Here is a 26,435-nt window from a genome sequence, read left to right as displayed (position 1 = left end):
CAGAAACTCAGCGATCCGACAGTCCGCCGGCCAGGCGCATCAGGCGTACCGCCTCGGCGCGATAGCCGTAGCGGTCCTTGCCCTTGCTGGCCTCTGCCAGCGCGATAGCCTCATCCCAACCCCAGTCGCCCAGGTAGCGATCGTCACCCAGCAGCTGGCCGAAGCCTGCGATGGCGGCGGCGAAGGACGCCTCGCTGTCGGCTGTCGTCACGCCTTGCGAGATCGGCGTCTCGATCAGGCGGCTTTGCGACTCCCCCGGCACCTTGTAGCGCAACGCCACATGCCCCAGCTCGTCATGCTGGCCCCCCGTCACTTGCTGTCCCTGCTGATAGCGGGATGGCCGGGTCAGGGCAGCGCTCGAGCCCACCGGGGCAATCTCGTAGAGCGCCGTCACCTGATGACCCGCGCCGATATCGCCGGCATCGACGCGGTCGTTGCGGAAGTCCTCTCGCCTGAGCGCGCGGGTCTCGTAGCCGATCAAGCGGTACTCCTGCACCCGCGCCGGATTGAATTCGACCTGCACCTTGACGTCGTTGGCGATGGGCTCGAGCGACGCCGCCAGTTGGTCCACCAGCACCTTCTGCGCCTCGGCCAGACTGTCGATATAGGCGGCCTGGCCGTTGCCATGCTGGGCCAGCGACTGCATCACGGCGTCGTCGAGATTACCTCGGCCAAAGCCCAGCACCGACAGATACACGCCGCCCTCACGCCGGTCGGCGATAAAGCGCTCTAACGCCTCGGGATCACTCAGCCCCAGATTGAAATCGCCGTCGGTGGCCAGCAGCACCCGGGTCGTCTCGTCCTCGCCGTTCATCTGCCCCGCCAGCCGATAGGCCTGGCTCAGGCCGGCTTCGCCGGCGGTACCACCGCTGGGCGCCAGGCTCTCGAGCGCTTGCATGATCTCCTCTGTGTTCGATGCCTCAGTCGGTGCCAGTGCCACCCCGGCGCTGCCGGCGTAGGTGACGATGGCGACCTCGTCGTCGTCATTCAGCTCACCCAGCAACAGCGCCATGGAGCGCTTGAGCAAGGGCAGCTTGTCTGGCGAGCGCATCGAGCCGGAGGTGTCGATCAGCAGCACCAGGTTGACCGGGGAGCGGGGGCCAGGCGTGGCCGCCCTGCCCTGCAGCGCCACGCGCACCAGCTGACGCTCGGGATTCCACGGCGAGGCAAAGACATCGACCATCGGGCGAAAGGCCTCGGCGTCCGGCTGGGGGTAGTCGTAGCCGAAGTAGTTGATCATCTCCTCGATACGCACCGCCTGGGGCGGCGGCAACTGCCCCTGCATCAGCGAAGAACGCACCACCGCGTAGCTTGCCGTGTCCACGTCCACCGAGAAGGTCGACACCGGCGTCTCGGCGGTCACCCTGACACTCGAGGCGTCGAACTCGGGATAGGCTTCCGAGGAGGCGGTGGGCATCTGGACCGAAGGTCCCGGGCTCGGCAAGGGCGCTATCCGTGCGACCTCCTGACTCGGCATCAGGCCGCGCATCTCCATCGATGTCGAAGGAGAAAGCGACGTCGATGGTGAAGAAGAGAACGACGTCGATGGTGAAGAAGAGAGCCCGGGAGGTCGCGACACAGAGAGCCTGGGAGCCTCGGCCAACTGAGTGACCTGCCCCGCAGACTTGCTTTCCGTCTCGACAGCCGTCACGACGGCCGTATCAAGGGGCATGTCACCGGCCATCTGGTCTGCCACCGGTCCTGTCTTGCTCGCCACAATCGCCAGACGTTCGCCCTCGGTCGACTCAGGGGCAGACTCGGGCTTGCTGGCAGTTCGAGGTGGCGAGACGGCCATCTCGGCATCCTGGCTCGGCTCGGGCCCTGTCATGGCGTCGAAGTCCTGGGCCTGGGGCCACAGCAGGTAAATCCCCAGTGACAACGCCGCCAGCGAGGCGGCGGCAGCCACTGATGGTCGACGATGCAATGGACGACGGTGTGACGGGCTGTGGCTAAGCGATCGGTTCATGCTGGCATCCCTCCGGGGTGAACGCGGCCGCGACCTGATGTCGTCGCGACCTTCCCCCGAGAGACGTGGCTCGGCCCTGGACTCTTGGTCGGCGGCCTGACGTTGATCGAACTGGTCAAGCGCCGCCTTTAGATGCCCGGACTTCACCTCCGCCTCCGGCGCGGGTGCCGATGACAAGGCCCGTTCGAGGCGCTTCAGCTCATCACTCATCTTTCCTCCTCCGCCTGGGCCAGCGCGCTCAATTGTCGTTTCACCTCGCTCATGCGCCAGGCCACGGTACCTTCTGAAACCTCCAGCACCTCGGCCACCTGCGCCTGGGTCATGCCTTCGCCCAGGGACAGCGCCACGGTGTCACGCAGGTCAGTCGATAGCGTCGCCATCGCCCTGGCGAGCCAGCGCTGTTCATCGTCGCGCTGTCGATTGCGCTGGTGTCGGCCACGCTCCCAGGCCTCCCAGCCCTCGGCAGCCTTGCGCCGCGTGGCCTGCTGCCGGCGGCGATCGTGGGCGGCGTTGACCGCGACCCGATAGAGCCAGGTGGTAAAGGCGGCGCGCCCATCGAAGCGGATTAGCTTGTCGGGCAACGCAAGACAGATGTCCTGGGTCAGATCCTCGGCCTCGGCGCGGCTGCCGGTCAGCCGCCAGGCCAGCGCATAAAGCCGGTCGTAGTGGCGAGACAGCAGGCACGCGAAGGCCTCACGCTCGCCTCCGGCGGCGCCCTTCACCAGTTCTACATCCGTTGGCGCCCGGGTTTCGGGCTCTTGAATCGACAAGTGGCCGCTCCTCGCGGTCGGGCTCTCGGAAATACACATCAGCCCACAGGGGGGCATCTACATGTAAAGACGTCGCTGGTAGCCGATTCCTTGGGCGGCTGAGAAAAAAAGTGGCGAACAGGCATCGCTTGAACAGGAAGCCTCCACGTCTGCAAACGGTAGTAGCACAAAAAGAGGCGGCCCGTAGGCCGCCTCCCCGCGATTTACCACCTGGGCTTGCGCTCAGGTCCAGGACGCCAGGTACCGCGGCGTCCTGGCTTTGCTGCCTTGCGCTTCTCAGGAAGGCAACGTACCGGCGCTCTTGTGGCGCCAGCGTTGCACGCCCCAGATCGCCGCGCCCAGTCCCAGGCCGATCACGTCGGTGACGAGGCCACCGGAGATCATCGCCAGGGCGGCTGCCCCCAGCACCACACGCTGGAGCAGATTCGCCGGAGCCGCCAGGAAATAGCCCTGAAGCGCCGCCGCCAGCAGATAGATGCCGATACCGGCGGTGATCGCCACCCTCAGGATCGCCCACCAGGTCCCCTGCATCAGAAGCTCGGGGCTGTAGAAGAACATGAAGGGCACGATGAACGCCGCCAGGCCGAACTTGAACGAAGTGGCCGCGGTCTTCAGCGCATTGGTGTTGGAGATCGCCGCCGCCGCGTAGCCGGCCAGCGCCACTGGTGGCGTGATCGCGGACAGAACCGCGTAGTAGAACACGAAGAAGTGTGACACCAGCGGCGAGATACCGATCTGCTGAAGCCCCGGCGCCACCACCGACGCCGCCACCGCGTAGGCCGCCGTGGTCGGCATGCCCATGCCAAGCAGAATCGAGATGCACATGGCGAAGAACAGCGCCAGGAAGTGGCTGGTGTCGGCCAGCCCCAGCAGCATGGAGGCAAAGCGCGCACCGACGCCGGTCAGCGAGATCACGCCGACGATGATGCCGGCACAGGCGCACACTGCGATCAAGGGCACCGACATTCGGGCCCCCAGTTCCAGCGCCCGCAGCAAGGCCTTGGGCCCCATCCAGTGCGGCGTCAGCCAGGACACCACGGCGGCGCTGGCCATCGCCAGGGTGCCGGCACGGATCACCGAATAGCCCATGAACAGGGTGGTGATCAGGATGATGATCGGCAGGAACAGATAGACCCGCTTGAGCATCTCGGTGACCAGCGGCAACTGGTCCTTGGGCAGACCCTGCATGCCGTCGCGTCGGGCTTCCAGGTCCACCATCAGATAGATGGCGAGGAAGTACAGCGCCGCCGGAATCAGCGCGGCGAAGGCGATCTCGGTATAGGGGATGCCGGTGATCTCGGCCATGATAAAGGCGCCGGCGCCCATGATCGGTGGCACGATCTGGCCACCGGTGGAGGCTGCCGCTTCGATGCCGCCCGCGCTGAGCGGATGGTAGCCCACCCGCTTCATCAACGGGATGGTCAGCGAGCCGGTGGCCACCACATTGCCCGCCGAGGTGCCGTTGATCATGCCCATCAGCCCCGAGGCGAATACCGCCACCTTGGCCGGGCCACCGCGCGAACGCCCGGCCACGGCGAAGGCGAAGTTGACGAAGTAGTCCCCGACCTTGGAGGCCTGCAGAAAGGCGGCGAAGGTGATGAACAGGATGATGTAGGTGGACGACACCGCTGTGGTCGGCCCCAGCACCCCGCTGTCGGTGTACAGGTAGGTGAAGAAGCGCTTGGCCGTGTAGCCGTCATGTTCGAGGATGCCCGGCAGGTAGGGCCCGGCAAAGGCGTAGAGCAGGAAGACACTGGTGATGGCGATCAGCGCCAGACCGGCGATACGCCGGGTCAGCTCCATGATCAACAGCACCCCACTGGCCGAGACCAGCAGTTCAGGCGTGCCCACCAGCGGAGTGCCCGCCGCCATGCGCCAGCGTCCCAGTACGAAGATCAGAAAGGCCGCCACCACCAGCGCCGATACCATCAGCGCCAGATCCGGCCAGTGAATGCGATCACCACGACTGGGAAAGCACCAGCTCGATACCACCCCCGCCACGCTGGCGATCGCCAGCGCCACCGCCAGATGCAGCGGCAGCCAGTTGGTCACCGCCACACCAGGGCCTTCACTCAGCCCCCACAGGGCCAGCGCGCAGGCGCCCGCGTAGCCACTGGCGAGTGCCGTGATCAGCGCAGCGAGGCGTTCGAGTCCTGCTGGCCTTGAGCCCTTGCCGGCCCCGCCTTCAGGGTCCACCGACATCGCTGCGGTGATGGCGAAGCCGACCATCAGTCCACCGGCGATGTGCAGAATGCGAAAGGTCCAGGTCTCGATCGGCGCGATATTCAGCGCGTAGAGGTGCATCGCGGTAAACAGCACGCAGCCGAGCATCACTGTCCTGCCGACCAGCCCGCCGAGGACGCGCTCGTTGTGGGCACGGGGCAGCTCGTCGGCGCCATCCGCCACCACCGTCTGAAGCGGAGCCACCTCGTCGGCGGGCTCCGGTTGTCTTGTCGTTGTCATCTCGCTGTACCTCAGGTCACGAGGGCCGAGGCCCTGGCGGACCCCGGCTCACGAGCTTCAAGGGCCGACCGTCTCAGACGGCCGGCGCCATAGCACTTCAGCCTTCCAGATCGTCCGGGATGTCGTAGCCGTTCTCCTCGAACCAGCGCACGGCGCCCGGATGCCAGGGCATGAAGCTGTTCTGGGAGAAGTTTTCCGGCAGCGTCTCCTTGGCCGAGCCATGGACCTTGAGCATGCGCTCATGCTCTTCCATCACGGCCTTGGTGACCTCGTAGACCAGTCCCTCCGGCATGTCCTTGTGGGTGATGGCGAAGTTCCAGATCGACACCGCCGGTGTCGGCTCGTCCAGCGACTGATAGGCGCTGGCCGGGATCGACGAGGCGCTGAGTGCCGGGAAGTCCTCGAGGAACTGCTCACTCTCCTCCGGCGAGAACGAGAAGATGTTGACGTCGGCCTGGGCTTCCAGCTGACTGAACGCCGATACCGGAATCCCCGAGGCGAAGGCGAACGCATCGAGCAGGCCATCCTGGACCTGACCGGCCTGGTCGGCAGCGCCGCCGTTGCGGGTATCTGCCTCGATCCCGAGCTTGTCGAAGATCTGCGGGAAATACAGATCGCCGGTACCACCGGCCGGCCCGATACCGACGGTCTTGCCGTCGAGGTCATCGATGGAGTCGATGCCCGAGTCCTCGAGCGCGATCACCTGCAGCGCCGTCTGGTACATCGGGAAGACTGCGCGCACGTCGGTGTGCTCGACCCCCGGAGCCAGCTTGCTGTTGCCCTGCCAGGCCTGGTAGGCCGGTCCCATGGTGACCATGCCGAACTCGTGCTCGCCCATCTGCACCATGGTGACGTTCTGTACCGGGCCACCGGTGACCTCGGCGCCGAACGAGATGCCGGTGCGCTCACCGACCAGGTTGCCCCAGCCGCTGCCGTAGATGTAGTAGGTGGCGCCCTGGCTACCGGTGCCGATGGTGACACTCTGGGGCCAGTCACTCTGGTCGTCGGCGGCCATGCTCGGACTCGCCGCCACCGCGGCGATCACTGCACTGAAAAGAAGGGTTTGGGATTTCATGGCGTTGCTCCTTGGCGTTGTGATTGTTACTGCCAAGCCTCTCGATGGGCTCGTGGAGCGGGGAGTCTCTGCTCGAAAGCCGAGCCTCCCCGAATCCCGCGTCGGTGTTTCGGCATCGATGCCATCCGACGGGGACAAGGTCATCGCCTCCTGCCCGCAGGGGGCAGGAAACGACGGGGATCTCAGACTCAGCCCTGGGCCTCGATGTCGGCGCAGATGGCCGCCGTCACGTCGCGGGTCATGGCGTCGCCGCCCAGGTCCTTGGTCTGCATGCCGGACTCGGTCAGGCGCTCGATGGCTGCCATCAGGCGCTCGGCGGCGGTGTTCTCGCCGAGGTATTCGAGCATCATCGCCGCGGTCCAGAACGAGCCCACCGGATTGGCGATCCCCTGGCCCGCGATATCGAAGGCAGAGCCATGGATCGGCTCGAACATGGAGGGGAAGCTGCGCTCGGGGTTGAGGTTGGCGGTAGGCGCAATACCCAGGCTGCCGGAAAGCGCTGCCGCAAGATCCGAGAGGATGTCGGCGTGCAGGTTGGTGGCGACCACCACATCCAGGGTCTCGGGCTTGAGCACCATGCGGGTGGTCACCGCATCGACCAGCTCACGATCGATCTCGACCTCGGGGAAGTCCTTGGCCACCTCGAAGAACACCTCGTCCCACAGCACCATGCCGTGACGCTGGGCGTTGGACTTGGTCACCAGGGTCAGCTTCTTGCGCGGGCGGCTCTGGGCCATCTCGAAGGCAAAGCGATGGATCCGCTCGATGCCCTTGCGCGAGAAGATGGAAAGCTCGGTGCCGATCTCGTCGGGCAGCCCCTGGTGCACGCGCCCGCCGTTGCCGGAGTATTCACCCTCGCTGTTCTCGCGGATGATCACCCAGTCGATCTTGTCGGCGCCCTCGAGACGACTCTTCACGCCCGGCAGCACCCGCGCCGGGCGCACATTGGCGTACTGATCGAAGCCCTGGCAGATGGCCAGGCGCAGATCCCACAGCGACACGTGGTCGGGCACGTCCTGGCTGCCCACGGCGCCAAAGTAGATGGCGTCGAACTTCGCGAGCTTCGCGAGGCCACCCTCGGGGATGTACTCGCCCTGTTCCAGATAGCGCTTCGAGCTCCAGTCGAAGTCCTCGAATTCGAAGTTGAAGTCGCCGCTCTTCTTGGCCAGCGCCTCGATGACCTGCTTGCCTGCCTCGATGACCTCAAGGCCGATACCGTCACCGGGAATCACCGCCACCTTATGCGTTCTCATCTGCTGTCACCTCACTGAAGATTCTGTAAACCGGAGGTCTTGCCGGGTTCACGAAGGCTAGGTGACAGGGACAATTGGCGGCAATAGACTGGCGGTTGAAGCTACCATGACGCCTGGGTTAACCATGAAATCGCTTGCCGACCTCGAATTCTTTGTCATCCTGTGTGAAGCGGGCAGCCTGTCGCGCACCGCAAAGGATCTCGACATCACCCCGGCTGCTGCCAGCAAGCGCTTGGCAAATCTGGAAAAATCCCTGGACACCCAGCTTTTTTACCGCACCCCGAGAGCTATGAGTCTGACCCCGGACGGGGTCGTCATGTTGCGCTACGCGAAGCGCATGCTGGCCGACATGGAGGCGCTTCACCATGCACTAAAGGTGAACGCCGACGAAGCCTCGGGACAGATAAGAATCAACGCCCCCTTCGGATTCGGTCGACGTCATATTGCTCCTTTCGTCGCATCTTTCGTCGAACAATTCCCCGATATCGACTGTCAGCTTCACCTCTCGGATCACCCGCTTAATCTGGTGGCAAATGCCTTCGATATCGGTATCCGATTCGGCACCCTTCCCGACTCGGGACTGCATGCCAGAAAGATCGCCTCCCACCGACGTCTGCTTTGTGCATCACCCGAATATCTGAAGAAACACGGGCATCCCGACACCCCGGAAGCATTGAGCGAACACAACTGCATCGTGCTCAGACAGAACGAGGACACCTACGGCAACTGGCGCTTCACCCGGGGAGAGCGTCACCATCAGGTCAAGGTCCGTGGCAACCTGTCGGCCAACGACGGCGAGAGCGTGCTGACCTGGGCCATTCGCGGCCACGGCATCGCCGTGCGCGCCGAGTGGGACGTGCACGAACATCTGGAGCAGGGACGCCTGGTACGGGTGCTGCCGGACTACCAGCTACCCAACGCCGACATTTACGCGGTCTACCCCTACGCCGATCACCTGCCGATCCGCATCCGCCGCTTCATCGACCACCTGGTCAGCGAGATGGAGGCCTTGCCGTCGCACGAGTAGGCAGGGGGGACGAAGCGTCTACACCGACTGGCCGCAGGCCACGGCCGACGCCCAGGCCCACTGGAAGTTGTAGCCGCCGAGTTCGCCGGTGACATCGAGCACCTCGCCGATAAAGCGAAGCTGGGGCAGGCCCTGGACTTCGAAGGTCTTCGACGAGATGGCGTCGACGCAGACGCCGCCCATGGTCACCTCGGCGGTGCGCCAGCCTTCGGTGCCGGAGGGCTTGATGCGAAAGCGGTTGAGGAAGTCCGCCCAGGCCGCAAGGCTTGCGTTGGAGCGCTCGGCGAGTACGCCGTCATCGCCTTGCCACTCCACCAGGGACTGCGCCAGGCGCTTGGGGGAGTGCTCGGACAGCCAGGTGGACAGGCGACGCTTGGGGGTATCGCGGCGGGCCTGACACAGCGCCTCGAAGGCGTCCTTGCCGGGCATCAGGTCGATCTCGAGGTCGTCGCCGGGCTGCCAGTAGCTGGAGATCTGCAGCATGGCGGGACCGGACAGCCCACGATGGGTAAACAGCAAGGGTTCACGATACTCGCCCCCGCGACAGCGGGCGACGACGTCGGTGGACACCCCGGCAAGCGCCGCCGCCCGCTCCTTCCACTGCGAAGTGAGGGTAAAGGGCACCAGCGCCGCCCGGGTATCGGTGACCTCCAGGCCGAACTGACGGGCGATATCGTAGCCAAAGCCGGTGGCGCCCATGCTGGGGATCGACAGCCCACCGGTGGCGACGACCACTGCACCGGCATCGATGCGCCCGGCGGAGGTGGCCAGGCGCATGCTCTCGCCCTGGCGTTCGATGCGCTCGACACTGGTCTTCAGGCGTAGCTCGACGCCGGCCCAGTCGCATTCGGTCAGCAGCACCTGGAGCAGGTCCTTGGCGGAGTCGGCGCAGAACAACTGTCCCGGCGCCTTCTCGACGTACTCGAGGCCGTGGCGTTCGACCAGCTCGACGAAGTGCTCCGGGCGATAGCGCTTGAGCGCCGAGATGCAGAAGTGGGGATTGGCGGAGAAGAAGTTGGCCGGGGTCGTCGCCATATTGGTGAAGTTGCAGCGCCCGCCGCCGGACATCAGGATCTTCTTGCCCGGCTTGTTGGCGTGATCGATCACCAGCACCGAGCGTCCGGCGTAGCCCGCCGTCAGCGCACACATCAGACCGGCGGCTCCGGCACCAATCACTACCACGTCAACCTTCATGGATCATTCCCCTCACCGCCCGTTGTTCGCATCACGCCCTGGCGCCCTCGTCGGCAGCGCCTCACCCTGGGCTGGTCGCCATGTGCAAGCGCGCTGCCGAAACCCTTGGCGCAACAAAAGCCCGCCATACTAGCAGAGCCGTCCACTCGATTCGCCCTGAAACACCGTGGCATGCAACGGCCTGTTGTTACTCGGCGAACGACTTGCGAAAAGATTGTGCAACCCGCACCTTGCTCAAGCCAGCGAGGCCATGTCTCAGGCATGCTGTCGCTATCCTCGGACACTTGTGTACGACCATCGTATCCGATCGTTTACGCTGTGCGTCGGCCACGCCTCGAGCGCCGTCCACCGTAGAATGCCCAACGCAGGAAGCTTGCCATGCCGTCAGTTCGTTGCCCCAGGACCCTATCGCATCGCACGTCGAGACCAGGGAGGATGGGGGTTCGCCTGGCCCTGGCTCTGGTGTTGGCCCCGGTGCTGGCGGGTGTGGTGTCGCCCAGCCTGGCGCAGCAGCGCGGTGCCGGCACCCAGGGGCCTCCCCCCACCCCGGTGATCGCCGCCGAGGTGACCCAGGAGGCCTGGTCCGATCCGCTGGAGTCGCTGGGGACGCTATCGGCCAACGAGAGCGTGACCCTGTCGGCCACGGTGACCGACACCGTCTCGGCGCTCAACTTCGAGGGCGGGGAAGAGGTCAGCCAAGGCGATGTGCTGGTGGAGCTGTCCGACATCGAGGAACGCGCCGCCCTGCGCGAGGCCCAGGCACTGCGCACCGAGCGACAGAACGCGGTCAATCGCTTCGCCCAACTCGAAAGCCGCAATCTGGCGCCCCGCGCCGACGTTGAGGACAGTCGTGCCCAGCTTCAGCAGGTGGACGCGACCATCGCCGGGCTCGAGGCGATGCTCGAGAACTACCGGGTCAAGGCGCCCTTCGACGGCGTGGTCGGGGTACGCGATATCAGCGTCGGCACCCTGGTCACCCCGGGCACCGAGCTGACCACCCTGGACGACGTCTCCCACATGAAGCTCGACTTCGACGTGCCCGAGGTCCAGCTCGGTTCGCTGTCACGGGGGCTCACGCTTACCGCCACCACCGCGGCCTACCCGGACCGGGTGTTCGAGGGAGAGATCGCCACCATCGACTCGCGCATCGACCCGATCAGCCGCAGCATCTCGGTGCGCGCCCTGCTCGACAACGAAGAGAGGCTGCTGCGTCCCGGCATGCTGATGCGGGTGACCATCGCCAGAAGCCCGCGTCAGGCGCTGGTGATTCCCGAGTCCGCGCTGGTCCCGGAAGGCCAGCGCCAGCGGGTCTGGGTGCTGACCACGCGTGAGCCGACGTCGACCGAGGCCGGTGAGGTGGTCCGCCGGGATATCGAGGTAGGCTCGCGACGCGAAGGCGACGTGGAAGTCGTCAAGGGACTCGAGGCCGGCGAGCTGGTGGTCACCCACGGCAATGACCGCCTGCATGAAGCCTCCCGGATCACGCTGATCGGCATCGAGGACGAGACCACCAGCGTCAGCGACATCCTGCTCGAGCAGCGCCAGGGAGACGACACCTGATGCGCCTGTCCGACGTTTCCGTCCAGCGCCCGGTGCTGGCAACCGTGCTCGCCGCCCTGATCGTCGCCTTCGGCCTGCTGGCGCTGACCCGTCTGCCGCTGCAGGAATACCCGACCATCGATCCGCCCATCGTCAGCATCCGCACCGCTTACCCCGGGGCGTCCGCCGACGTGGTCGAGACCCGTATCACCCAGGTACTGGAAGAGCGCATCGCCGGCATCGCCGGCATCGAGGTGATCTCCTCCACCTCCACCGACGGCAGCTCCAATATCAACGTCGAGTTCAGCCTGTCCACCGACATCGACGCCGCCGCCAATGACATGCGCGACCGTATTTCCGGCGCCGCCGACAATCTGCCGGACGAGGCCGACCCGCCGGAGGTGCGCAAGGAGGACACCAGCTCCGAGGTGGTGATGTGGCTGATGCTGTCCGGCGAGGGCTATACCACGGCGGAGCTGACCGACTACGCCGAGCGCTACCTGGTGGACAGCTTCTCGGTGCAGGAAGGCGTTTCCGGGGTGTTCGTCGGCGGCGCCAAGGAATACGCCATGCGGGTGTGGCTCGACAATGACGCCCTGGCCGCCCGCGGGCTGACCGTCAGCGACGTGGAGTCCGCGCTCCGGGCTGAAAACGTCGAGCTGCCCGGCGGTGCGGTGGAGTCACAGGATCGCCAGTTCATGGTGCGCCTGCCACGAAGCTTCTCGACCCCCGAGGACTTCCGCGCCCTGGTGCTCGATCGCGGCGAAGGCGGCTATCTGGTGCGGCTGGCCGACGTGGCCCGGGTGGAACTCGGCACCGTGGAGGAGCGCTCGCTGTTTCGCGGCAACGGCCAGACGGTGGTGGGCCTTGGCATGGTCAAGCAGTCCACCGCCAACGTCATGGCGCTGTCCAAGGCGGTGCGCGCCGAAATGCAACGGCTGTCCCCTCGCCTGCCGGACGGCATGAGCCTGTCACTCAACTACGACGCCTCCACCTTCGTCTCCGGCGCCATCCGCGAGGTGGTCAGCACCCTGTTGATCGCCATCGGCCTGGTCGTGGTGGCAATCTTCGTGTTCCTCGGTAACCTGCGCACCACCCTGGTGCCAGCGGTCACCGTACCGGTCACCCTGATCGGCACCTTCGCCGCCCTGGCTGCCATGGGCTTCACCATCAACCTGCTGACCCTGCTGGCGCTGGTGCTGGCCATCGGCCTGGTGGTGGACGACGCCATCGTGGTGCTTGAAAACATCCATCGACGCATGCACCTGTACGGCGAGACGCCGCTGGTGGCGGCCTTCCGCGGTGCCCGCCAGCTGGCCTTTGCGGTTATTGCCACCAGCCTTGTGCTGATCGCGGTGTTCGTGCCCCTGAGCTTTATTCAGGGCGACGTCGGCAAGCTGTTCACCGAGTTTGCCCTGACCCTGTCGGCGGCGGTGGCCATCTCCACCCTGCTGGCGCTGACCCTGACCCCGATGATGGCCTCCAAGATCCTGTCGCCAAGCCTTCACGAGGGGCGCCTGGCCCACTGGGTCGACCAGGGGCTGAACTGGGCCCAGGGCGTCTACCGGGCTTGCCTGGAGGTCGTGCTCAAGGCGCGCTGGCTGGTGGTAGCCTGCTTTGTGGCGATGCTGGCCGGGATCGCCTGGCTGTATCCCCAGCTGCCGGCCGAGTACACCCCGCGGGAAGACCGCGGCACCTTCTTCGTCATCATCAGCGGCCCGCCCGGCGCCACCTTCTCCTATATGGAGGACTACATGGACGAGGTCGAGGCACGGCTGTTGCCCCTGCGCGAGACCGGCGAGGTCGAACGGGTGCTGATCATCGCTCCCCAGGGGCGCGGCAACACCGAGAACTTCAACTCCGGTTTCGCCATCGTCGGCCTGTCGGACTGGGCCGAGCGTCGACCCGCCTGGCCGATCATGAACGAGGTGCGCCAGTCACTGGCCGACCTGCCCGGCATCCGCGCCTTCCCGGTGATGCGCCAGGGCTTCGGCGGCGGCACCGAACAGGGCGTGCAGTTCGTGCTTGGCGGGGGCAGCTACGAGCAGCTGGTGACCTGGCGCGACGCCCTGATGGACCATATTCGCCAGACCAATCCGAGACTGTTGAACCTCGAGAGCGACTACGAGGAAAACCAGCCCCAGCTCAACGTCAATATCGACTACACCCGCGCCGCGGATCTCGGCGTCACCGTCAGCGAGATCGGCCGCACCCTGGAGACGCTGCTGGGGGGCCGCACCGTGACCCGCTTCACCGACCAGGGCGAAGAATACGACGTCATCCTCGAGGGCGAGCGTGGCTCCACCCCTACGCCGAGCTCCCTGGACAACGTACGGGTGCGCTCGGGCCGCACCGGTGAGCTGATCCCGCTGTCTAGCCTGGTCACCGTCGAGGCCTTCGCCGGGCCCAGCCAGCTCAACCGCTACAACCGCCTGCGGGCGATCACCGTGCAGGCCGACCTGGCCGACGGCTACTCCATGGGCGAGGCGCTGGACTACCTCGAGAACGCCGTCAGTGAGGTGTTGCCGGCGGGCGTGCAGACCGACGTCAAGGGCGCGGCCCGGGACTATCGCGAGTCCACCGGCGCCACCACCTTCCTGCTGGTACTCGGCACCCTGGTGGTATTCCTGGTGCTGGCGGCCCAGTTCGAGAGCTTCGTCCATCCGCTGGTGATCATGCTGACGGTGCCCCTGGCCATCGGCGGCGCCCTGCTCGGCCTGTGGCTGACCGGTCAGTCGCTGAATATCTATAGCCAGGTGGGCCTGGTCATGCTGGTGGGACTCGCCGCCAAGAACGGCATCCTGATCGTCGAGTTCGCCAACCAGCTCAGGGACGAAGGCACCGAGTTCCGCGAGGCGCTGATGCGTGCGGCCATGACCCGCCTGCGTCCCATCGTGATGACCTCGGTCACCACCATCGCCGGCAGCGTGCCCTTGATCCTGTCCAGCGGCGCCGGCGCCGAGACGCGCATCGTCATCGGCACCGTGATCTTCACCGGCGTCGCCGCCGCCACCTTCTTTACGCTGTTCGTGGTACCGGTGGCCTACGATCTGATGGCACGGCGCACCGGCTCGCCCGGCGACGTGGCGCGCAAGCTGGAGCGAGAGATGGAACAGTCGCCGGACGCCCACTGAACCGTTGTCCTGGAAACCAGCGTTCTAAAAACCTGCGTTCTCCAGGCAGTCGGCCAGGGTCTCCAGCGCCGGGACACCCTGGACGTCGGTGGCGAGCCAGGGCACCCGCGGACGCGGCAGATGGGCGAAGGTCGTGTCGATACGCGCAAGATATGTCTCTTCCTGCAGGCGACGGGCGGCAAGAAAGTCGCCGTCCGCCTCTACCGGCAGTACGCGGTTGACCAGGGTGGCGGCAACGGGAATCCCCGCCTCCTCCAGCGACGCCACGGCACGGGCGGTCTCGAGGATCGGCAGACGCTCCGGTGTCAGCACGAACAGGAAGCCATTGTGACTTGCGTCCTGGATGCGCCGGCGGGCCTGATGAAACAGCCGCCGTCGCGCCAGCAGGGTCTCGGCGATATCCCGGGTGCGCGGGTCCTGGTCCGGGGACGCCGCCTCGTCGTCCGACTCGAACGGCGAGGTCACGTCGCGCCGAGAGCCAGGCGTCAGATGGGCCAGCACCTTGCCCAGATGCTCGGACTTGCGGCTGTGGGCGAGCAAGCCGTCGGTCCAGGCGGCCATGGCCTCGGGCAAGCTCAACAAGCGCAGGGTATGACCGGTGGGCGCGGTGTCGAACAGCACCAGATCGTAGGGCAGGCTGTCATCGGTCATCAGCCGCGACAGCCGCTCCAGCAGCGCCGCCTCCTGGGTCCCCGGCGACTGCCGCGACAGGCGCATCTGACGTTCCAGCTCGTCCATCATGGCAGGCGCCGCATAGCGCCGCATCTGGGCGGTCACCCGCGCCAGATGCGCCTCGACCTCGCGATCAGGATCGATCTCCATGGCGTCCAGCCCGGGCAATAGCCGCCGCGGGGTATCCCCGAGTTCACTGGCAAAGACGTCGCCCAGGCTATGGGCGGGGTCGGTGGAGGCCACCAGCACCCGCTTGCCTCGGCGTGCCGCCAGCACACCCAGCGCCGCCGACATCGAGGTCTTGCCGACGCCGCCCTTGCCGCCGACCCACAGTCGGCGACGATCCAGCAGTTCCTTCATGGTCTTCCCTTGTCCATTCTGGTCCCTTGTCACCCCAGCCCTTGTCAGCCCTGCCCTTGTCAGCCCTGCCCTTGTCAGCCCGGTACAGCGTTACCCCCTGTCCAGCGCACGCTCGGTCCCGGCGAAGGTTGCTAAAGGGGGGCGTGATGGTCCTCCGCCGCCGGTTCAGCAGCAGCGGAAGTCATCCAGCGGTGAGCGCTCCATGCCCATGCGCTGGTGCCAGTCATGGAACCGTTCCATCAACAGTGGCTGAAGCTCCAGGGTGTAGTAGCCCACCGGATTGGGCATGCCCATCAGCTCCGAGAACACCAGCAGCATGAACAGGTCGTCCTCGTCGCGCCGGGCGCGGGCAATGGCACCGCGATACGGCGCCGAGTAGGACTCCTCGGCGAAGTGGCGCGCCGACGACAACCAGCGACGCCACTTGGCCAGACCCTCGTCGTGATCGCTCACGGCGCCTCCCCGCGCACCTCATGGCGTAGCCGCTTGAGCGCCGAGGCGCACTCCATCGCCACCAGCACCGAGGCGATCAGCACCACAATATCGAGCGCCAGCAGGAAGTAGTTGCCTGCGACGAAGAAGCTCTTGAGCTGGGCCAGCAGCGCCAGCACCGTGACGATCAGCAGGAACACCAGGGGAATCAGGGTGTAATAGACCGGGCGATGGTTGCGCATCAGCATCACCGTGACCACCAGCAGGGTCAGGCCGGCCAGCAGCTGGTTGGTGGTGCCGAACAGCGGCCAGATGATCAGGCCACCGGAACCGTCTGCCCCAGCGCCGAAGGCCAGCACCAGGCACGACAGCACCGCCAGCAGGGTCGCCACCGCCGGCTTCTTCATCCACGGCTGGTCGTAGATCTCACCCCACTCCTGGAAGATGTAGCGCTGCAGGCGCAGGCCGGTATCCATGGTGGTGCCGGCAAACAGTGCCGCCATCACCGTGAGCAGGGTCGCGGCGGTGGCCTGGGGCAGACCGATGCCGTTGTGGATGATGAAGGCACCGCCCTCGACGAAGGCGTTGACCCCGCCCTTGCCGAAGGCATCGTACATGGCCTGCCAGTCGCCGAGGGTGGCGAAGCCAGCGGTGGCCGCCAGGATCGACCCCAGCGCCAGCATGCCCTCGCCCACCGCGCCGAAGTAGCCGACGAAGCGCACGTCGGTCTCGCGATCCAGCTGCTTGGAGGTGGTGCCGGAAGACACCAGACCATGGAAGCCGGAAATCGCGCCGCAGGCGATGGTCACGAACAACAGCGGGAACAGCGACGGCGTGCCCTCGGGTACATCGCTGTTGAAGCCAGGCGCCACGATGTCCGGGTTCAACAGCGCCAGGGCGCCGTAAAGGATGATCAGGCCGATGAACAGCTGCAGGCCGTTGATGTAGTCGCGCGGCTGCAGCAGCATCCACACCGGCAGCAGCGAGGCGATGGCGGCATAGCCGAACAGCAGGAGGATCCACACCGCCTGACCGGACAGCACGCCGACCTCGGTGGGCATCTGGATCGGCACCGCCGGTCCGATGCCGATCAGCGCGTAGAGCGCCACCACACCGATCACCGACACCAGGCCGAGGCCGATGATCCGGCGATAGATCAACTGACCGATGACCAGCGCCACCAGGATGGCGCCCCACACCGGGATGACCGCCGAGGGGAACTTCATCATCAGGCCGGCGATGACCACGGCAAAGACCGCGTTGACCATCAGCAGCAGCAGGAAGATCACGATCATGAAGATGCTGCGGGCACGGGTGCCGACCACTTCCCCGGTGAGCGCGCCCACCGACTTGGCCTTGTTGCGCACGCTGGCCCAGATCGCGCCGGCGTCATGGACCCCGGCGAAGAAGATGGTGCCGAAGATGACCCACAAGAAGGCCGGTACCCAGCCCCAGATGACCGCGATGGCCGGGCCGACGATGGGTGCCGCTCCGGCCACCGAGGTGAAGTGGTGGCCCCACAGCACGTAGCGGTTGGTCGGCACGAAGTCGACGCCATCTTCGAACTCGTGGGCGGGGGTGACGAAGTCCCTGGACAGCTTCAACACCTTCTCGGCGATGAACTTCGAGTAGATGAAGTACCCGAGGGCCATGGCGGCCAACCCTAGGACCAACACGATGACTGCACTCATGAGCGACTCCCTTGCGGCAGGTTATTGGTAACGGCCTTGCGTCGAGGGTCCCTTCCTGAAAGCACAGCACCCGTAGCCACCAGGCTCTCCTCGACGTCTTACCCCCTGCTTAACAGCTTTGTTTTTATTGGAAAAACAGCATCCTGGATATCCGCCAGAATGTGGACCGAGATCAACTATCGTTGCTGGATCTGGCCTGGGGTTCGCCCGGCCCAGGCCAGAAGAAGGGATTGTGGGCCACCTCCCAGAGGTGCCCGTCAGGGTCGGCAAAGTAGCCGGAGTAGCCGCCCCAGAAGGCCTTCTGCCCAGGCTTGAGCAGGTTCCCGCCCGCTCGCCGGGCCTGGAGCAGCACCGCGTCCACTTCTTCGGGGTCCTCGGCCATGTAGGCCAGGGTCACGCCGCGAAAGCCCTCGCCACCGGCGTTGACCATCAGGTCATCGGCCAGATCGTGCCAGCCGTACAAGGCAAGCCAGGTACCCTGCAGCGAAAAGAAGGCGATCCTGGGGGCGCTGTCTTCCAGGCGAGGCCAGCCAAGCCCCTGTTGATAGAAGTCGATGGCCCGTTCGAGCGAGTGAACACCGAGGGTGATCATTCCGATACGCGGCTTGGGCGCGCGGGGTTCGACCTTTGCCATCTGGCCCTCCTGACGCTTTGGCGTACGACAGCTATTGCTGAGAGCCTAGACGGGAAAACTCTGATGCTGGAGATACAAAAAACCCGCCGTGTCGAAACGACACAGCGGGTATCAAGGTGGTTAAGCTTTTTCGTCGGATGCGTAGGCGATCGTCAGGTGTCGCGATCCTATGGGTCTGAGGCACGCGCGCACTGACCGGGGTCTAGTCTAGCCTGACTAGATTTGACCTGGCCTCGCCTCGCCTCGCACCCGCCGTCGACAATCGCAGGCACCTTTCAGACAAGCCTCGGGCTTTCTTCGGAAGGTCGGCGAGCACCGGCACTTTTCGCGCCAGCCTTCCGCTGTATCCTTGGCCTTCGACAACCAGCTTATAGTCCAGGGTTGGATTCAGTGGGCAGGAGTAGACGTATTCACCGGGTTCCAGGCTGACGGCGAAATCCCCGGTCTGGCCGGTGCCGAGGCCACCGCCGGATACGCTGGGTAGCCGAGCGCGGTTGAGCAGGCCGTCGCCACGCAGCCAGAAACCCAGGTCATAGGGCACGCCCTCGTTCTTGACCCGGAACACATAGTCTCCGGCGGGCACTTTCAGCACCCTGGCCTCTGCCAGCCGCGCCTCACCGGTGTCGTCGTTGAAGGCCTCGCAGTCAGCCTTGCTCTGCGGGTGAATGCCGTGATCGGTGCCGTTCTCGCTTTCCAGGAACTGACAGCCGACCTGGGTCAACTCGATGACGGTTGCCTGACCGGAGGACGTGTCGGCTGCCTGGGCTTGCTGTGAATGGGCCGGCGCGACCCAGCCCAGTGCCCCCACCAGGCCGAAGGCCAGGGCCCAGCTCGCCCACCCCACCGTCTGGCCTTTCTCTCCATCCGCTTGCATGTTCGCCACCCTCCTTTGCATGATGATGCCTGGTCTGGTCATGGCGCCGACATTGCTGTGTTCACACCTGTATCTATCGCTACGTTCGAAGCAAGGTCGGGGCCTACCTGTCGTTGTCGCTATCGTTACGTCAGGCCTTACGACCGAGTGCAAGGACGGCAAAGCGTTGGCGTCGAACACGGAAGATCGGCCGCCATGGATGCCACAGCGACTATGCTGAGAAAATCCCGTCACGCTGCATCGCGACGTGAGTCCCGCCGTCCCCGACAAGGAGATTCAAGATGCTCGAGCAGATTCCCCACCCGGCCGAACACGTGGTCGCCATCCGCGCCGGCGGTACCGTGACCGCGCAGGAACTCCAGCAAGCCATCGATCTGATCGAAATGACCAAGAAGCGCTGCCCCAAGGTCAGCCTGGTGGCGGAACTCGATAACCTGCGATGGATGACCCTGACCGCACTGCTGCGTGACCTGGGCTATGGCCTGACCCAGATCGGCGAGCTTGACCACTACCATCGCGCCGCGGTGATCACCGACAAGGAGTGGATCAAGCACATCGCCCATCTCGAGGACAAGCTGGTCAGGAAGATCGAGATCCGCACCTTCTCCCACAAGGAGCACAGCGCGGCCATGGAGTGGGTGGCCGAACTGCCAGAAGCAGCCACCGATGACGCCGATGAAGAGCCCGAGCAAAAGGGCTACCACGGGGCCTGACGCACATCAGGCGCGAGCGGCTCAGTCGGATGCCTTGTCGCCGGTCTCGACGCCTGCCCCGACACCCGTATCGGCGGCTGTCGTGGCACCCGCCGTCCCACCTTCCCTGCGGCGCAGCAGGTGGGGGCCGAGCTGGTCGATGGCGGTTACCCCGAGCAGCGCCATGTTGCGCTCGATCTCCTCGCTCATCAGACGAATGGCGTGGGCGACCCCTGCCCCTCCGGCGACGCTCGCCGCATAGTTGAAGGGCCGGCCGACAAACACGAAGTCGGCCCCCAGCGCCAGCGCCTTGAGCACCTGGCCGCCGCGGCGAAAGCCCCCATCGATCATCACCGGAACCTTGCCCTCCACCGCCTTCACCACCTCGGGCAGCATGGTCATAGGCGCCACCGTAGCGTCGAGCTGGCGGCCGCCGTGGTTGGACACGATAAGACCGTCGGCGCCCGCCTCGCAGGCCCGGCGTGCGTCGTCGGGATGCAGGATCCCCTTGACCACCAGCTGGCCGGGAAAGCGCGAGCGCACGTGCTCGAGGGTCGACCAGTCAAGATGACGCCGGCCGGCGAAGTCGCGGGCGGCGTGCTTCGCCAGCACCGGCACCCCGCGCGTCGCCGCGTTGTTCTCGAAGTGGGGAACGCCATGACGCAACAGGGTGCGCAGGAAGGTGCCGGTGAGCCAGCGCGGACGTGTCAGACCATCCCAGGCCAGCCGCGCGCTCGGCTTCAAGGGGCTCGAAAAGCCCGAGCGACGATGGTTTTCCGGGTTGGGCGGCACCGGGTAGTCGACGGTGATGACCAGACGCTTGTAGCCGGCCTGGATGACCCGCTCAAGCAGGGCGTCGATACCCTCCAGGGTGCCGGGCAGGTAGGCCTGGAACCAGTCCGCACCGGTGGCTTCGGCGAGTTCTTCCATGGGTATCAACGAGGATGCGCTGACGATCATCGGGATCTCGGCACGCTGGGCCTGTTCGGCCAGCACCATGTCACCCCGGTAGGCGGTCAGCGCGCTGATACCCATGGGGGCGATACCGAAGGGCTGCGAGAACCGTTGCCCCAACAGCTCCACCTCGGTGGAAATCGACGACACATTGACCAGCGCCCTGGGCAGCCAGTGCACTTCATTGAAGGCCTCGCGACCAGCCCTTGCCGTCTCGCCCTCCTCGGCCACGCTGGCGACATAGCCGAACAGGGGCCGCGGCAGGTGACGACGCGCCGCCCGCTCGAAGTCGTCCAGGCTCAGGATGCGCTCGAGACGTCGCTTCATGATGCCCTCCCTGCTCGCCAGGACGCCTTGTTGACGGCGTTGACCGGGCCTTCGCCGACCAGCGCACCGATCAGGTTGTCCACCGCGCGCCGCGCCATGGCAGCACGGGTCTCGTGGGTGGCCGAACCGATATGCGGCAGCACCACCACATTGTCCATGCGCGCGAGCGGCGAGTCGGCGTCCAGCGGCTCCCGGGTGAAGACGTCGAGCCCGGCGGCGCGGATGGTGCCCTGTTCCAGCGCCTCGATCAGTGCCGTCTCGTCGACGACCTTGCCCCGGGCGATGTTGATCAGCGCGGCGGAGGGCTTCATCCGGGCAAGGGCGTCGGCATCGATCAGGTGATGGGTGTCATCGCTGTAGGGCACCGCCAGACAGACGATGTCGGCGCGCGCGAGCAGCTCGTCCAGGGAGCAGTGTTCGGCGCCGAGGTGTTGCTCGAGCTCAGGCTTCGGTGCCCGCGCGGTGTACAGCACCGACATGCCGAAGCCCAGCGCGCCGCGCCTGGCGATCGCCGCGCCGATACGCCCCGCGCCGACGATGCCCAGTGCCTTGCCGTGCACGTCGTGACCAAACTGGTCGGGACCGACATGGGACGTCCAGCGTCCTTCCCGCACCATGCAGGACAGCTCCACCAACCGCCGCTGGGTCGCCATGATCAGGGCAAAGGCGGTATCTGCGGTGGTCTCGGTAAGCACGTCCGGGGTATTGCACAGCAGGATGCCCCGACGATTCATCGCCTCGAGCGGCAGCTGGTCGTAGCCGACCGAGATGGTCGACACCACCTCGAGATTAGGAGAGCGCTCGAGCATCGCCTCATCGAGTTCGAGCTTGCCGCCGATCAGACCGTGGGCGCTGGCCATCGCTGCCTCGAAGGCCTCGCGATTGCCCTCGTTCAGATCCTCGAAATAGTCCACCTGGCCCACCTCGTTCAAGGCCGCGAGTTCCTCCTCGCCCAGCCGCCTCAGGGCGACGATACGAGGCGCCTGCCCACGATCGCGGGCAGCGGGTGCTTTATCCATGTTGCTCCTCCTTGAGTCCCGGCATGGCGAAGTCTCGCTCTTCCAGCGCCGCGATCAGCTCCTGGCGACGCCCTGCGGCCAGTTCAATCAAGGGCGGGCGTAGCGTCGCCCAGGACGCCTGTCCCGAAAAATGTGCGGTAGCCGCCTTCATCGCCGGTATCAGCGGATAGCGCTCGAACAGATCGCGCATGGCGTTCAACCCTGCCTGGCGTTCATCGGCCTCGGCTGTCTGCCAGTCGGCGGCGAGCCCGGCGATGGCCGCCGGATTGACGTTGGCGGTGGCACTGATGCAGCCCGCTCCCCCGCCGCGCAGCGTATCCAGCAGAAAACGCTCGCTGCCGGCGTACACCGCAAAGCCGTCGGCGCCGAAGGCGTCGATCAGTGCCTGGGTGTTGGCGAAGTCGCCACCGCTGTCCTTGATCCCCGCGACCATCTCGGGGAAGGCCTCGCGCAGCCGTGCGATCAGCTCGATCGACAGCGGCACCTGGGCCACCGGCGGAATATGGTAGAGATACAGCCGCAGGCGCGCATCGCCTACCCGCTCGATGACCTCGGAATAGTAGCGATAGAGGCCCTCGTCGCTGACGCCCTTGTAGTAGAACGGCGGCAGCATCAGCACTCCGGCCGCGCCCATGTCTACCGCGTCGCGGGTCAGCGTGACCGTATCGTCGATGGCGCAGTGGCCGGTGCCCGGCATCAGCCGGGAGGGATCGATGCCCGCCTGCCCAAGCTGTGAGAGCAATTCGCGCTTCTCGCCAAGGGTCAGCGAGTTGGCCTCGGAGTTGGTGCCGAACACCGCGAGTCCGACCCCGTGGGAATCGAGCCAGCGGCAGTGGGCAATGAAGCGCTCGGTATCGACGGCTAGATTCGACGTGAAGGGGGTGATCACCGGCGACCAGGCGTCGCTGGCATGTGCCAGGTTGGTGGCTGTCATGATGCGATTTCCTTAAATGGAGTGGAGCGCTCGATCGGGGTCGGGCCCCGCCCGACCAGCGTCCGATGACGACGGGTCACGACCAGGGCTCGCTGGCGTAGCGCTCCAGCGCCTCGCTGTCGAAGTTGAAGCCAAGGCCCGGGGCGCTTGGCAGCAGCAGGTCGCCGTCGGAGAACTGAAGCTGGGTGTCGATCAGCCGGCGGAAGTTGAGGACCTGGTCATCGGCGAAGAACTCCACCATGCGCGCGTTGGGCGCCGAGGCCACCAGGTGCACGTGCAGGTCATGGAACCAGTGGGGATAGACCTCGACCCCGTAGCTCGCCGCCGTGGCGGTGATGCGGCGAAACTCGGTGATGCCGCCGCACACCGCAGCGTCGGTCTGCAGGATCATCGCCGCCTCCTTGTCCAGAAGCTCCTTGAAGCGCCAGCGTCCGGCCTCGATCTCGCCGGTGGCGACCGGCACCGGGGTACGCTCGGCCAGACGGCGGTGGTTGTCGATGTCGTCGGGGCTGAACGGCTCCTCGATCCAGAACGGCGAGTACGCTTCGGCCATGCGCATGAACGCGAGCGCAGATGGCAGGTCGCGCCAGGCGTTGTTGGCATCCATCATCACCGCCACATGGGGGCCGACTGCTTCGCGCACCGCCGCCAGTCGCGCCTCCTCCCCGGCCAGGTCCTCGCGGCCCACCTTCAGCTTCACCGCCTTGAAGCCCTGCGCCACGTAGCCGGCCATTTCCTCGCCCAGCATCTCCGGCGTCTTGCCGTCGAGGTAGTAGCCGCCACTGGCGTAGGCCGGGACGCTGTCGCTGTCACTCGCCCCCAGGTACTTGTACAGCGGCAGCCCCGCCGCCCGGGCGTTGCGATCCCACAGGGCGGTGTCGAGAATGCTGATGGCCCGCATCACCGAGCCGCAGCGACCATGCAGCAGAGACTCCTGATACATGGCCTGCCACAGGCCTTCGGTGGCGTGGGCGTCGGCCCCCAGCAGTACTGGCCTCAGCAGCTCACGAACCGCCTGTGATACCAGCAGACCGGCATTGTTGCCGCCGTAGCAGAAGCCGATCCCGACCACGCCGTCGTCGCCTTCGACCTCCACCAGGGCGTAGTCGCGCTTGAACACCTGACGATTGGAGAAGCTGGTGGGATGGTCCAGTGGAACACTGATGGTGCGGGCACGGACGTCGCTGATACGCGTCATGGTGGGCTCCTTTCAAGACATTATTGTGGTTATCGCTAGATGGTTGCAGGCGTGGATGAAGCGCTGTCACCGCTAGTGAAGCGGTGACAGCGCCTCGATCAGCCGGTGCGTGCCCCGCGCCGCAACGAGCTTCGCAGCCAGCGGAAGACCGGCGTGGCCTGGAGGATCGACAGCACCGCGATGCCGAGCAGCACCATGGCGATGGGGCTTTCGACGAAGATCATCGGGCTGTTCTGGCCGATCAGCATCGACTGCTGGAAGCTGGTTTCCATCACCGGCCCCAGGATCAGACCGATGACCATCGGCGCCGGTGAGATGCCGGCCTTGTTCATCCAGTAGCCGAACAGGCCGAAGCCGAGCATCAGCCCCACCTCGAACAGACTGTTGTTGATGGCGAAGGCGCCGATCACGCACAGGGTAATGATGGCGCAGGCGACGAAGCTGTCCGGCACCTTGGTCACCCCGACGCACAGCCGGGTGAACATCAGCCCCACCGCCAGCAGGCCGACATTGGCGAAGATCACCGCCCAGATCAGGGTGTAGGTGACGTCGCCATAGTCGGTGAGCAGGTTGGGGCCTGGCAGGATGCCCTGGACCATCAGCGCCCCCAGCAGGATGGCAGTGGACGAGCTGCCGGGGATGCCGAGGGCGATGGTCGGAATCAGCGCGCCGCCGACCACCGCGTTGTTGGCGGCTTCGGGGGCGGCAACGCCGGCGATGTCGCCCTTGCCGAAGCGGCTCTTGTCCTTGGCAAAGCGCTTGGCCTCGTTGTAGGCAAACCAGCTCGCGGTGTCGCCGCCGGTGCCGGGGATCAGGCCGGTAACGATACCGATGCCGCCGGAGCGCAGGATGTTGGGCATCAGCGTGCGCAGCTCTTTCAGCCGCGGCACCAGCCGATCGGTGATCTTGCTGGCCACCTTGTCGCTGTCGTGGGCGTTTTCGATCAGGATCAACGCCTGGGGAATCGAGAACAGCCCGATCAGCGCCACCGTGAATTCGATGCCGGAAAACAGGTTGATGTTGCCGAAGGTCATGCGCGGTGTGCCGGTGATCAGGTCCATGCCCACGGTGCTGAGCAGCAGCCCCATGATGCCGGACAGCAATCCGCTGACGATGGAGCCCTGGGACAGCGAGCCGATGATGGTGATGCCCAGCACGGCGATGGCGAACAGCTCCACCGGGCCGAACTTCAACACCAGCACCCCCAGCAACGGTGCGGCGGTCAGCAGGGCGATACCGCTCATCAGGCCGCCAAAGAAGGAGGCGAACAGCGACACCCCCAGCGCCTTGCCCGCCTGCCCCTGCTGGGACAGCGGAAAGCCGTCGAGCACGGTGGCCGCCGCCGAGGGCGTGCCTGGGGTCCGCAGCAGGATGGCGGCGATGGAGCCGCCGTAGGAGGCGCCGACGTACAGCGAGGCCAGCATGCTGAGCCCCGTCGCCGGGTCCATGGTAAAGGTCAGCGGCAACAGCAACGCCAGCGCCATGGTGGCGGACAGCCCCGGCATGGCGCCGACGAACAGCCCCAGCAGGGTGCCGCCGAGGATCAGCGCAATATTGGTGAAGGTGAGCACGTTGCTCAGCCCCACCATCACAAGCGAGTCGTTCATAGGGTCAGGCTCCAGGTTCGCGCGGGTGCAATGACGACCTCAGCGAAGCCGATCGGTGTGGCGAAGCGCACGACAGGACTTAAAACAGCGGTGGCAACAGCGGCACGGGCAGGCCCAGAAAGCCGATGAACACCAGGCAGACCACGGTGATCAGGCCGGCGATGCCGATCAGACTGAAGCGCAGCGACACATGGCGCACCAGCCACAGCGACAGGCCCATGAAGGCCGCCGTGGCGACCACGTAGCCGAGCCAGGAGATGCTGTAGATGTAGACGGCGGCGAACGCGAACACCGCCATCGCCTTGAGCGGCCTGGCGGGCGGCGCGGGTGCGCTATCGCCTTCGGTGAGTTCGCCCTCGGCCAGCTGACTGCCCTCGAGGGTGGGCGCGGCGCTCGACGAGGCCTGGGCCCGCGCGCGGGAATGCGCGGTCAACTCCTGCACGATCATGGCGATGGCGAACAGTCCCACCACCACCGCGTAGATCAGCGGCATCCGCGCCGCGGCGTCGGGATAGCCCAGCGAGGTGACCCCGAACAGCGTGGCCACCCCAAGGGCGAAAAGGCCAAACAGCAGGCGACTGAGTTTCATCAGTATGACTCCCTCGGTCGCTTGCCGACGG

Annotated in this window: 21 protein-coding genes; 4 read left to right on the top strand and 17 right to left on the bottom strand. The window is 65.8% G+C overall.

Annotated elements, in window-relative coordinates:
• Positions 1 to 7: 7 nt before the first annotated feature.
• The 5 genes from C6W88_RS11780 to C6W88_RS11760 all read right to left on the bottom strand — a co-directional run bounded on the left by C6W88_RS11780 (position 8) and on the right by C6W88_RS11760 (position 7,527).
• Positions 8 to 1,966, bottom strand: coding sequence for a vWA domain-containing protein (locus C6W88_RS11780; RefSeq protein WP_197037112.1), 1,959 nt, complete (start codon positions 1,964 to 1,966; stop codon positions 8 to 10).
• 206 nt (positions 1,967 to 2,172) lie between these two features.
• On the bottom strand, positions 2,173 to 2,736 hold the full coding sequence (locus C6W88_RS11775) for an RNA polymerase sigma factor (RefSeq protein WP_197037111.1): 564 nt from the start codon (positions 2,734 to 2,736) through the stop codon (positions 2,173 to 2,175).
• 276 nt (positions 2,737 to 3,012) lie between these two features.
• On the bottom strand, positions 3,013 to 5,199 hold the full coding sequence (locus C6W88_RS11770; RefSeq protein ID WP_181248644.1) for a TRAP transporter permease: 2,187 nt from the start codon (positions 5,197 to 5,199) through the stop codon (positions 3,013 to 3,015).
• Positions 5,200 to 5,296: 97 nt separating this feature from the next.
• On the bottom strand, positions 5,297 to 6,274 hold the full coding sequence (locus C6W88_RS11765) for a TAXI family TRAP transporter solute-binding subunit (protein ID WP_045993315.1): 978 nt from the start codon (positions 6,272 to 6,274) through the stop codon (positions 5,297 to 5,299).
• Positions 6,275 to 6,462: 188 nt separating this feature from the next.
• A complete protein-coding gene (locus C6W88_RS11760; protein WP_045993316.1) occupies positions 6,463 to 7,527 on the bottom strand; it encodes a tartrate dehydrogenase in 1,065 nt (354 codons plus the stop codon).
• Positions 7,528 to 7,651: 124 nt separating this feature from the next.
• Here C6W88_RS11760 and C6W88_RS11755 point away from each other — a divergent pair, with 124 nt between their 5' ends.
• Positions 7,652 to 8,554, top strand: coding sequence for a LysR family transcriptional regulator (locus tag C6W88_RS11755; protein WP_108132603.1), 903 nt, complete (start codon positions 7,652 to 7,654; stop codon positions 8,552 to 8,554).
• Between the two features lie 18 nt (positions 8,555 to 8,572).
• On the opposite strand, the gene C6W88_RS11750 is transcribed toward C6W88_RS11755, so the two are convergent.
• Positions 8,573 to 9,748: a BaiN/RdsA family NAD(P)/FAD-dependent oxidoreductase gene (locus tag C6W88_RS11750; protein WP_108132602.1), complete on the bottom strand. Its 1,176-nt coding sequence runs from the start codon at positions 9,746 to 9,748 to the stop codon at positions 8,573 to 8,575.
• A 435-nt stretch (positions 9,749 to 10,183) separates the two neighbouring features.
• On the opposite strand from C6W88_RS11750, the gene C6W88_RS11745 reads away from it, so the two are divergent.
• Together C6W88_RS11745 and C6W88_RS11740 are read left to right on the top strand one after the other, a co-directional pair.
• Entirely contained in the window at positions 10,184 to 11,308 is a 1,125-nt protein-coding gene (locus tag C6W88_RS11745; protein ID WP_045993319.1) for an efflux RND transporter periplasmic adaptor subunit, read from the top strand.
• A complete protein-coding gene (locus C6W88_RS11740) occupies positions 11,308 to 14,421 on the top strand; it encodes an efflux RND transporter permease subunit (RefSeq protein WP_108132601.1) in 3,114 nt (1,037 codons plus the stop codon). The genes C6W88_RS11745 and C6W88_RS11740 overlap by 1 nt, the downstream gene beginning before the upstream one ends.
• Positions 14,422 to 14,445: 24 nt before the next feature.
• On the opposite strand, the gene C6W88_RS11735 is transcribed toward C6W88_RS11740, so the two are convergent.
• The 5 genes from C6W88_RS11735 to C6W88_RS11715 form a co-directional block, all read right to left on the bottom strand.
• Complete coding sequence (locus C6W88_RS11735; RefSeq protein WP_108132600.1) at positions 14,446 to 15,453, bottom strand: ArsA family ATPase; 1,008 nt, start codon at positions 15,451 to 15,453, stop codon at positions 14,446 to 14,448.
• A gap of 165 nt (positions 15,454 to 15,618) precedes the next feature.
• Positions 15,619 to 15,885 carry a cory-CC-star protein gene (locus tag C6W88_RS11730; protein WP_045993347.1) on the bottom strand — a complete coding sequence of 89 codons (267 nt, stop codon included), beginning with the start codon at positions 15,883 to 15,885 and terminating at the stop codon, positions 15,619 to 15,621.
• Positions 15,886 to 15,902: 17 nt separating this feature from the next.
• Positions 15,903 to 17,576 (bottom strand): carbon starvation CstA family protein, encoded by a 1,674-nt coding sequence (locus tag C6W88_RS11725; protein WP_108132599.1) that lies wholly within the window; start codon positions 17,574 to 17,576, stop codon positions 15,903 to 15,905.
• A 172-nt stretch (positions 17,577 to 17,748) separates the two neighbouring features.
• A complete protein-coding gene (locus tag C6W88_RS11720) occupies positions 17,749 to 18,210 on the bottom strand; it encodes a VOC family protein (protein ID WP_108132598.1) in 462 nt (153 codons plus the stop codon).
• A 202-nt stretch (positions 18,211 to 18,412) separates the two neighbouring features.
• The gene (locus tag C6W88_RS11715; RefSeq protein WP_181248645.1) at positions 18,413 to 19,084 is read right to left on the bottom strand and encodes a hypothetical protein; all 672 of its coding nucleotides are present in this window, start codon (positions 19,082 to 19,084) and stop codon (positions 18,413 to 18,415) included.
• A 281-nt stretch (positions 19,085 to 19,365) separates the two neighbouring features.
• On the opposite strand from C6W88_RS11715, the gene C6W88_RS11710 reads away from it, so the two are divergent.
• The gene (locus C6W88_RS11710; protein ID WP_045993324.1) at positions 19,366 to 19,797 is read left to right on the top strand and encodes a SpoIIAA family protein; all 432 of its coding nucleotides are present in this window, start codon (positions 19,366 to 19,368) and stop codon (positions 19,795 to 19,797) included.
• Between the two features lie 21 nt (positions 19,798 to 19,818).
• On the opposite strand, the gene C6W88_RS11705 is transcribed toward C6W88_RS11710, so the two are convergent.
• The 6 genes from C6W88_RS11705 to C6W88_RS11680 form a co-directional block, all read right to left on the bottom strand.
• Complete coding sequence (locus C6W88_RS11705) at positions 19,819 to 21,057, bottom strand: alpha-hydroxy acid oxidase (RefSeq protein ID WP_108132597.1); 1,239 nt, start codon at positions 21,055 to 21,057, stop codon at positions 19,819 to 19,821.
• A complete protein-coding gene (locus C6W88_RS11700) occupies positions 21,054 to 22,076 on the bottom strand; it encodes a 2-hydroxyacid dehydrogenase (RefSeq protein WP_108132596.1) in 1,023 nt (340 codons plus the stop codon). The genes C6W88_RS11705 and C6W88_RS11700 overlap by 4 nt, the downstream gene beginning before the upstream one ends.
• Positions 22,069 to 23,010, bottom strand: coding sequence for a dihydrodipicolinate synthase family protein (locus C6W88_RS11695; protein WP_108132595.1), 942 nt, complete (start codon positions 23,008 to 23,010; stop codon positions 22,069 to 22,071). Before C6W88_RS11695 ends, C6W88_RS11700 begins: the two co-directional genes overlap by 8 nt.
• 76 nt (positions 23,011 to 23,086) lie before the next feature.
• A complete protein-coding gene (locus C6W88_RS11690) occupies positions 23,087 to 24,208 on the bottom strand; it encodes a mandelate racemase/muconate lactonizing enzyme family protein (protein WP_108132594.1) in 1,122 nt (373 codons plus the stop codon).
• Between the two features lie 98 nt (positions 24,209 to 24,306).
• Positions 24,307 to 25,815 carry a tripartite tricarboxylate transporter permease gene (locus tag C6W88_RS11685; protein WP_045993329.1) on the bottom strand — a complete coding sequence of 503 codons (1,509 nt, stop codon included), beginning with the start codon at positions 25,813 to 25,815 and terminating at the stop codon, positions 24,307 to 24,309.
• Positions 25,816 to 25,894: 79 nt separating this feature from the next.
• Positions 25,895 to 26,404: a tripartite tricarboxylate transporter TctB family protein gene (locus C6W88_RS11680; protein ID WP_108132593.1), complete on the bottom strand. Its 510-nt coding sequence runs from the start codon at positions 26,402 to 26,404 to the stop codon at positions 25,895 to 25,897.
• Between the last annotated feature and the right edge of the window lie 31 nt (positions 26,405 to 26,435).

The organism is Halomonas litopenaei, assembly GCF_003045775.1.
Lineage (GTDB): Bacteria > Pseudomonadota > Gammaproteobacteria > Pseudomonadales > Halomonadaceae > Halomonas > Halomonas litopenaei.
This window is presented reverse-complemented; position numbering and strand designations above follow the sequence as displayed.

Excerpts from the sequence above, each read along its gene's own strand:
- C6W88_RS11780 (WP_197037112.1), bottom strand. The coding sequence starts at position 1,966 with ATGAACCGATCGCTTAGCCACAGCCCGTCACACCGTCGTCCATTGCAT.
- C6W88_RS11770 (WP_181248644.1), bottom strand. The coding sequence starts at position 5,199 with ATGACAACGACAAGACAACCGGAGCCCGCCGACGAGGTGGCTCCGCTT.
- C6W88_RS11765 (WP_045993315.1), bottom strand. The coding sequence starts at position 6,274 with ATGAAATCCCAAACCCTTCTTTTCAGTGCAGTGATCGCCGCGGTGGCG.
- C6W88_RS11760 (WP_045993316.1), bottom strand. The coding sequence starts at position 7,527 with ATGAGAACGCATAAGGTGGCGGTGATTCCCGGTGACGGTATCGGCCTT.
- C6W88_RS11755 (WP_108132603.1), top strand. The coding sequence starts at position 7,652 with ATGAAATCGCTTGCCGACCTCGAATTCTTTGTCATCCTGTGTGAAGCG.
- C6W88_RS11750 (WP_108132602.1), bottom strand. The coding sequence starts at position 9,748 with ATGAAGGTTGACGTGGTAGTGATTGGTGCCGGAGCCGCCGGTCTGATG.
- C6W88_RS11745 (WP_045993319.1), top strand. The coding sequence starts at position 10,184 with ATGGGGGTTCGCCTGGCCCTGGCTCTGGTGTTGGCCCCGGTGCTGGCG.
- C6W88_RS11740 (WP_108132601.1), top strand. The coding sequence starts at position 11,308 with ATGCGCCTGTCCGACGTTTCCGTCCAGCGCCCGGTGCTGGCAACCGTG.
- C6W88_RS11735 (WP_108132600.1), bottom strand. The coding sequence starts at position 15,453 with ATGAAGGAACTGCTGGATCGTCGCCGACTGTGGGTCGGCGGCAAGGGC.
- C6W88_RS11725 (WP_108132599.1), bottom strand. The coding sequence starts at position 17,576 with ATGAGTGCAGTCATCGTGTTGGTCCTAGGGTTGGCCGCCATGGCCCTC.
- C6W88_RS11720 (WP_108132598.1), bottom strand. The coding sequence starts at position 18,210 with ATGGCAAAGGTCGAACCCCGCGCGCCCAAGCCGCGTATCGGAATGATC.
- C6W88_RS11715 (WP_181248645.1), bottom strand. The coding sequence starts at position 19,084 with ATGCAAGCGGATGGAGAGAAAGGCCAGACGGTGGGGTGGGCGAGCTGG.
- C6W88_RS11710 (WP_045993324.1), top strand. The coding sequence starts at position 19,366 with ATGCTCGAGCAGATTCCCCACCCGGCCGAACACGTGGTCGCCATCCGC.
- C6W88_RS11705 (WP_108132597.1), bottom strand. The coding sequence starts at position 21,057 with ATGAAGCGACGTCTCGAGCGCATCCTGAGCCTGGACGACTTCGAGCGG.
- C6W88_RS11700 (WP_108132596.1), bottom strand. The coding sequence starts at position 22,076 with ATGGATAAAGCACCCGCTGCCCGCGATCGTGGGCAGGCGCCTCGTATC.
- C6W88_RS11695 (WP_108132595.1), bottom strand. The coding sequence starts at position 23,010 with ATGACAGCCACCAACCTGGCACATGCCAGCGACGCCTGGTCGCCGGTG.
- C6W88_RS11690 (WP_108132594.1), bottom strand. The coding sequence starts at position 24,208 with ATGACGCGTATCAGCGACGTCCGTGCCCGCACCATCAGTGTTCCACTG.
- C6W88_RS11685 (WP_045993329.1), bottom strand. The coding sequence starts at position 25,815 with ATGAACGACTCGCTTGTGATGGTGGGGCTGAGCAACGTGCTCACCTTC.
- C6W88_RS11680 (WP_108132593.1), bottom strand. The coding sequence starts at position 26,404 with ATGAAACTCAGTCGCCTGCTGTTTGGCCTTTTCGCCCTTGGGGTGGCC.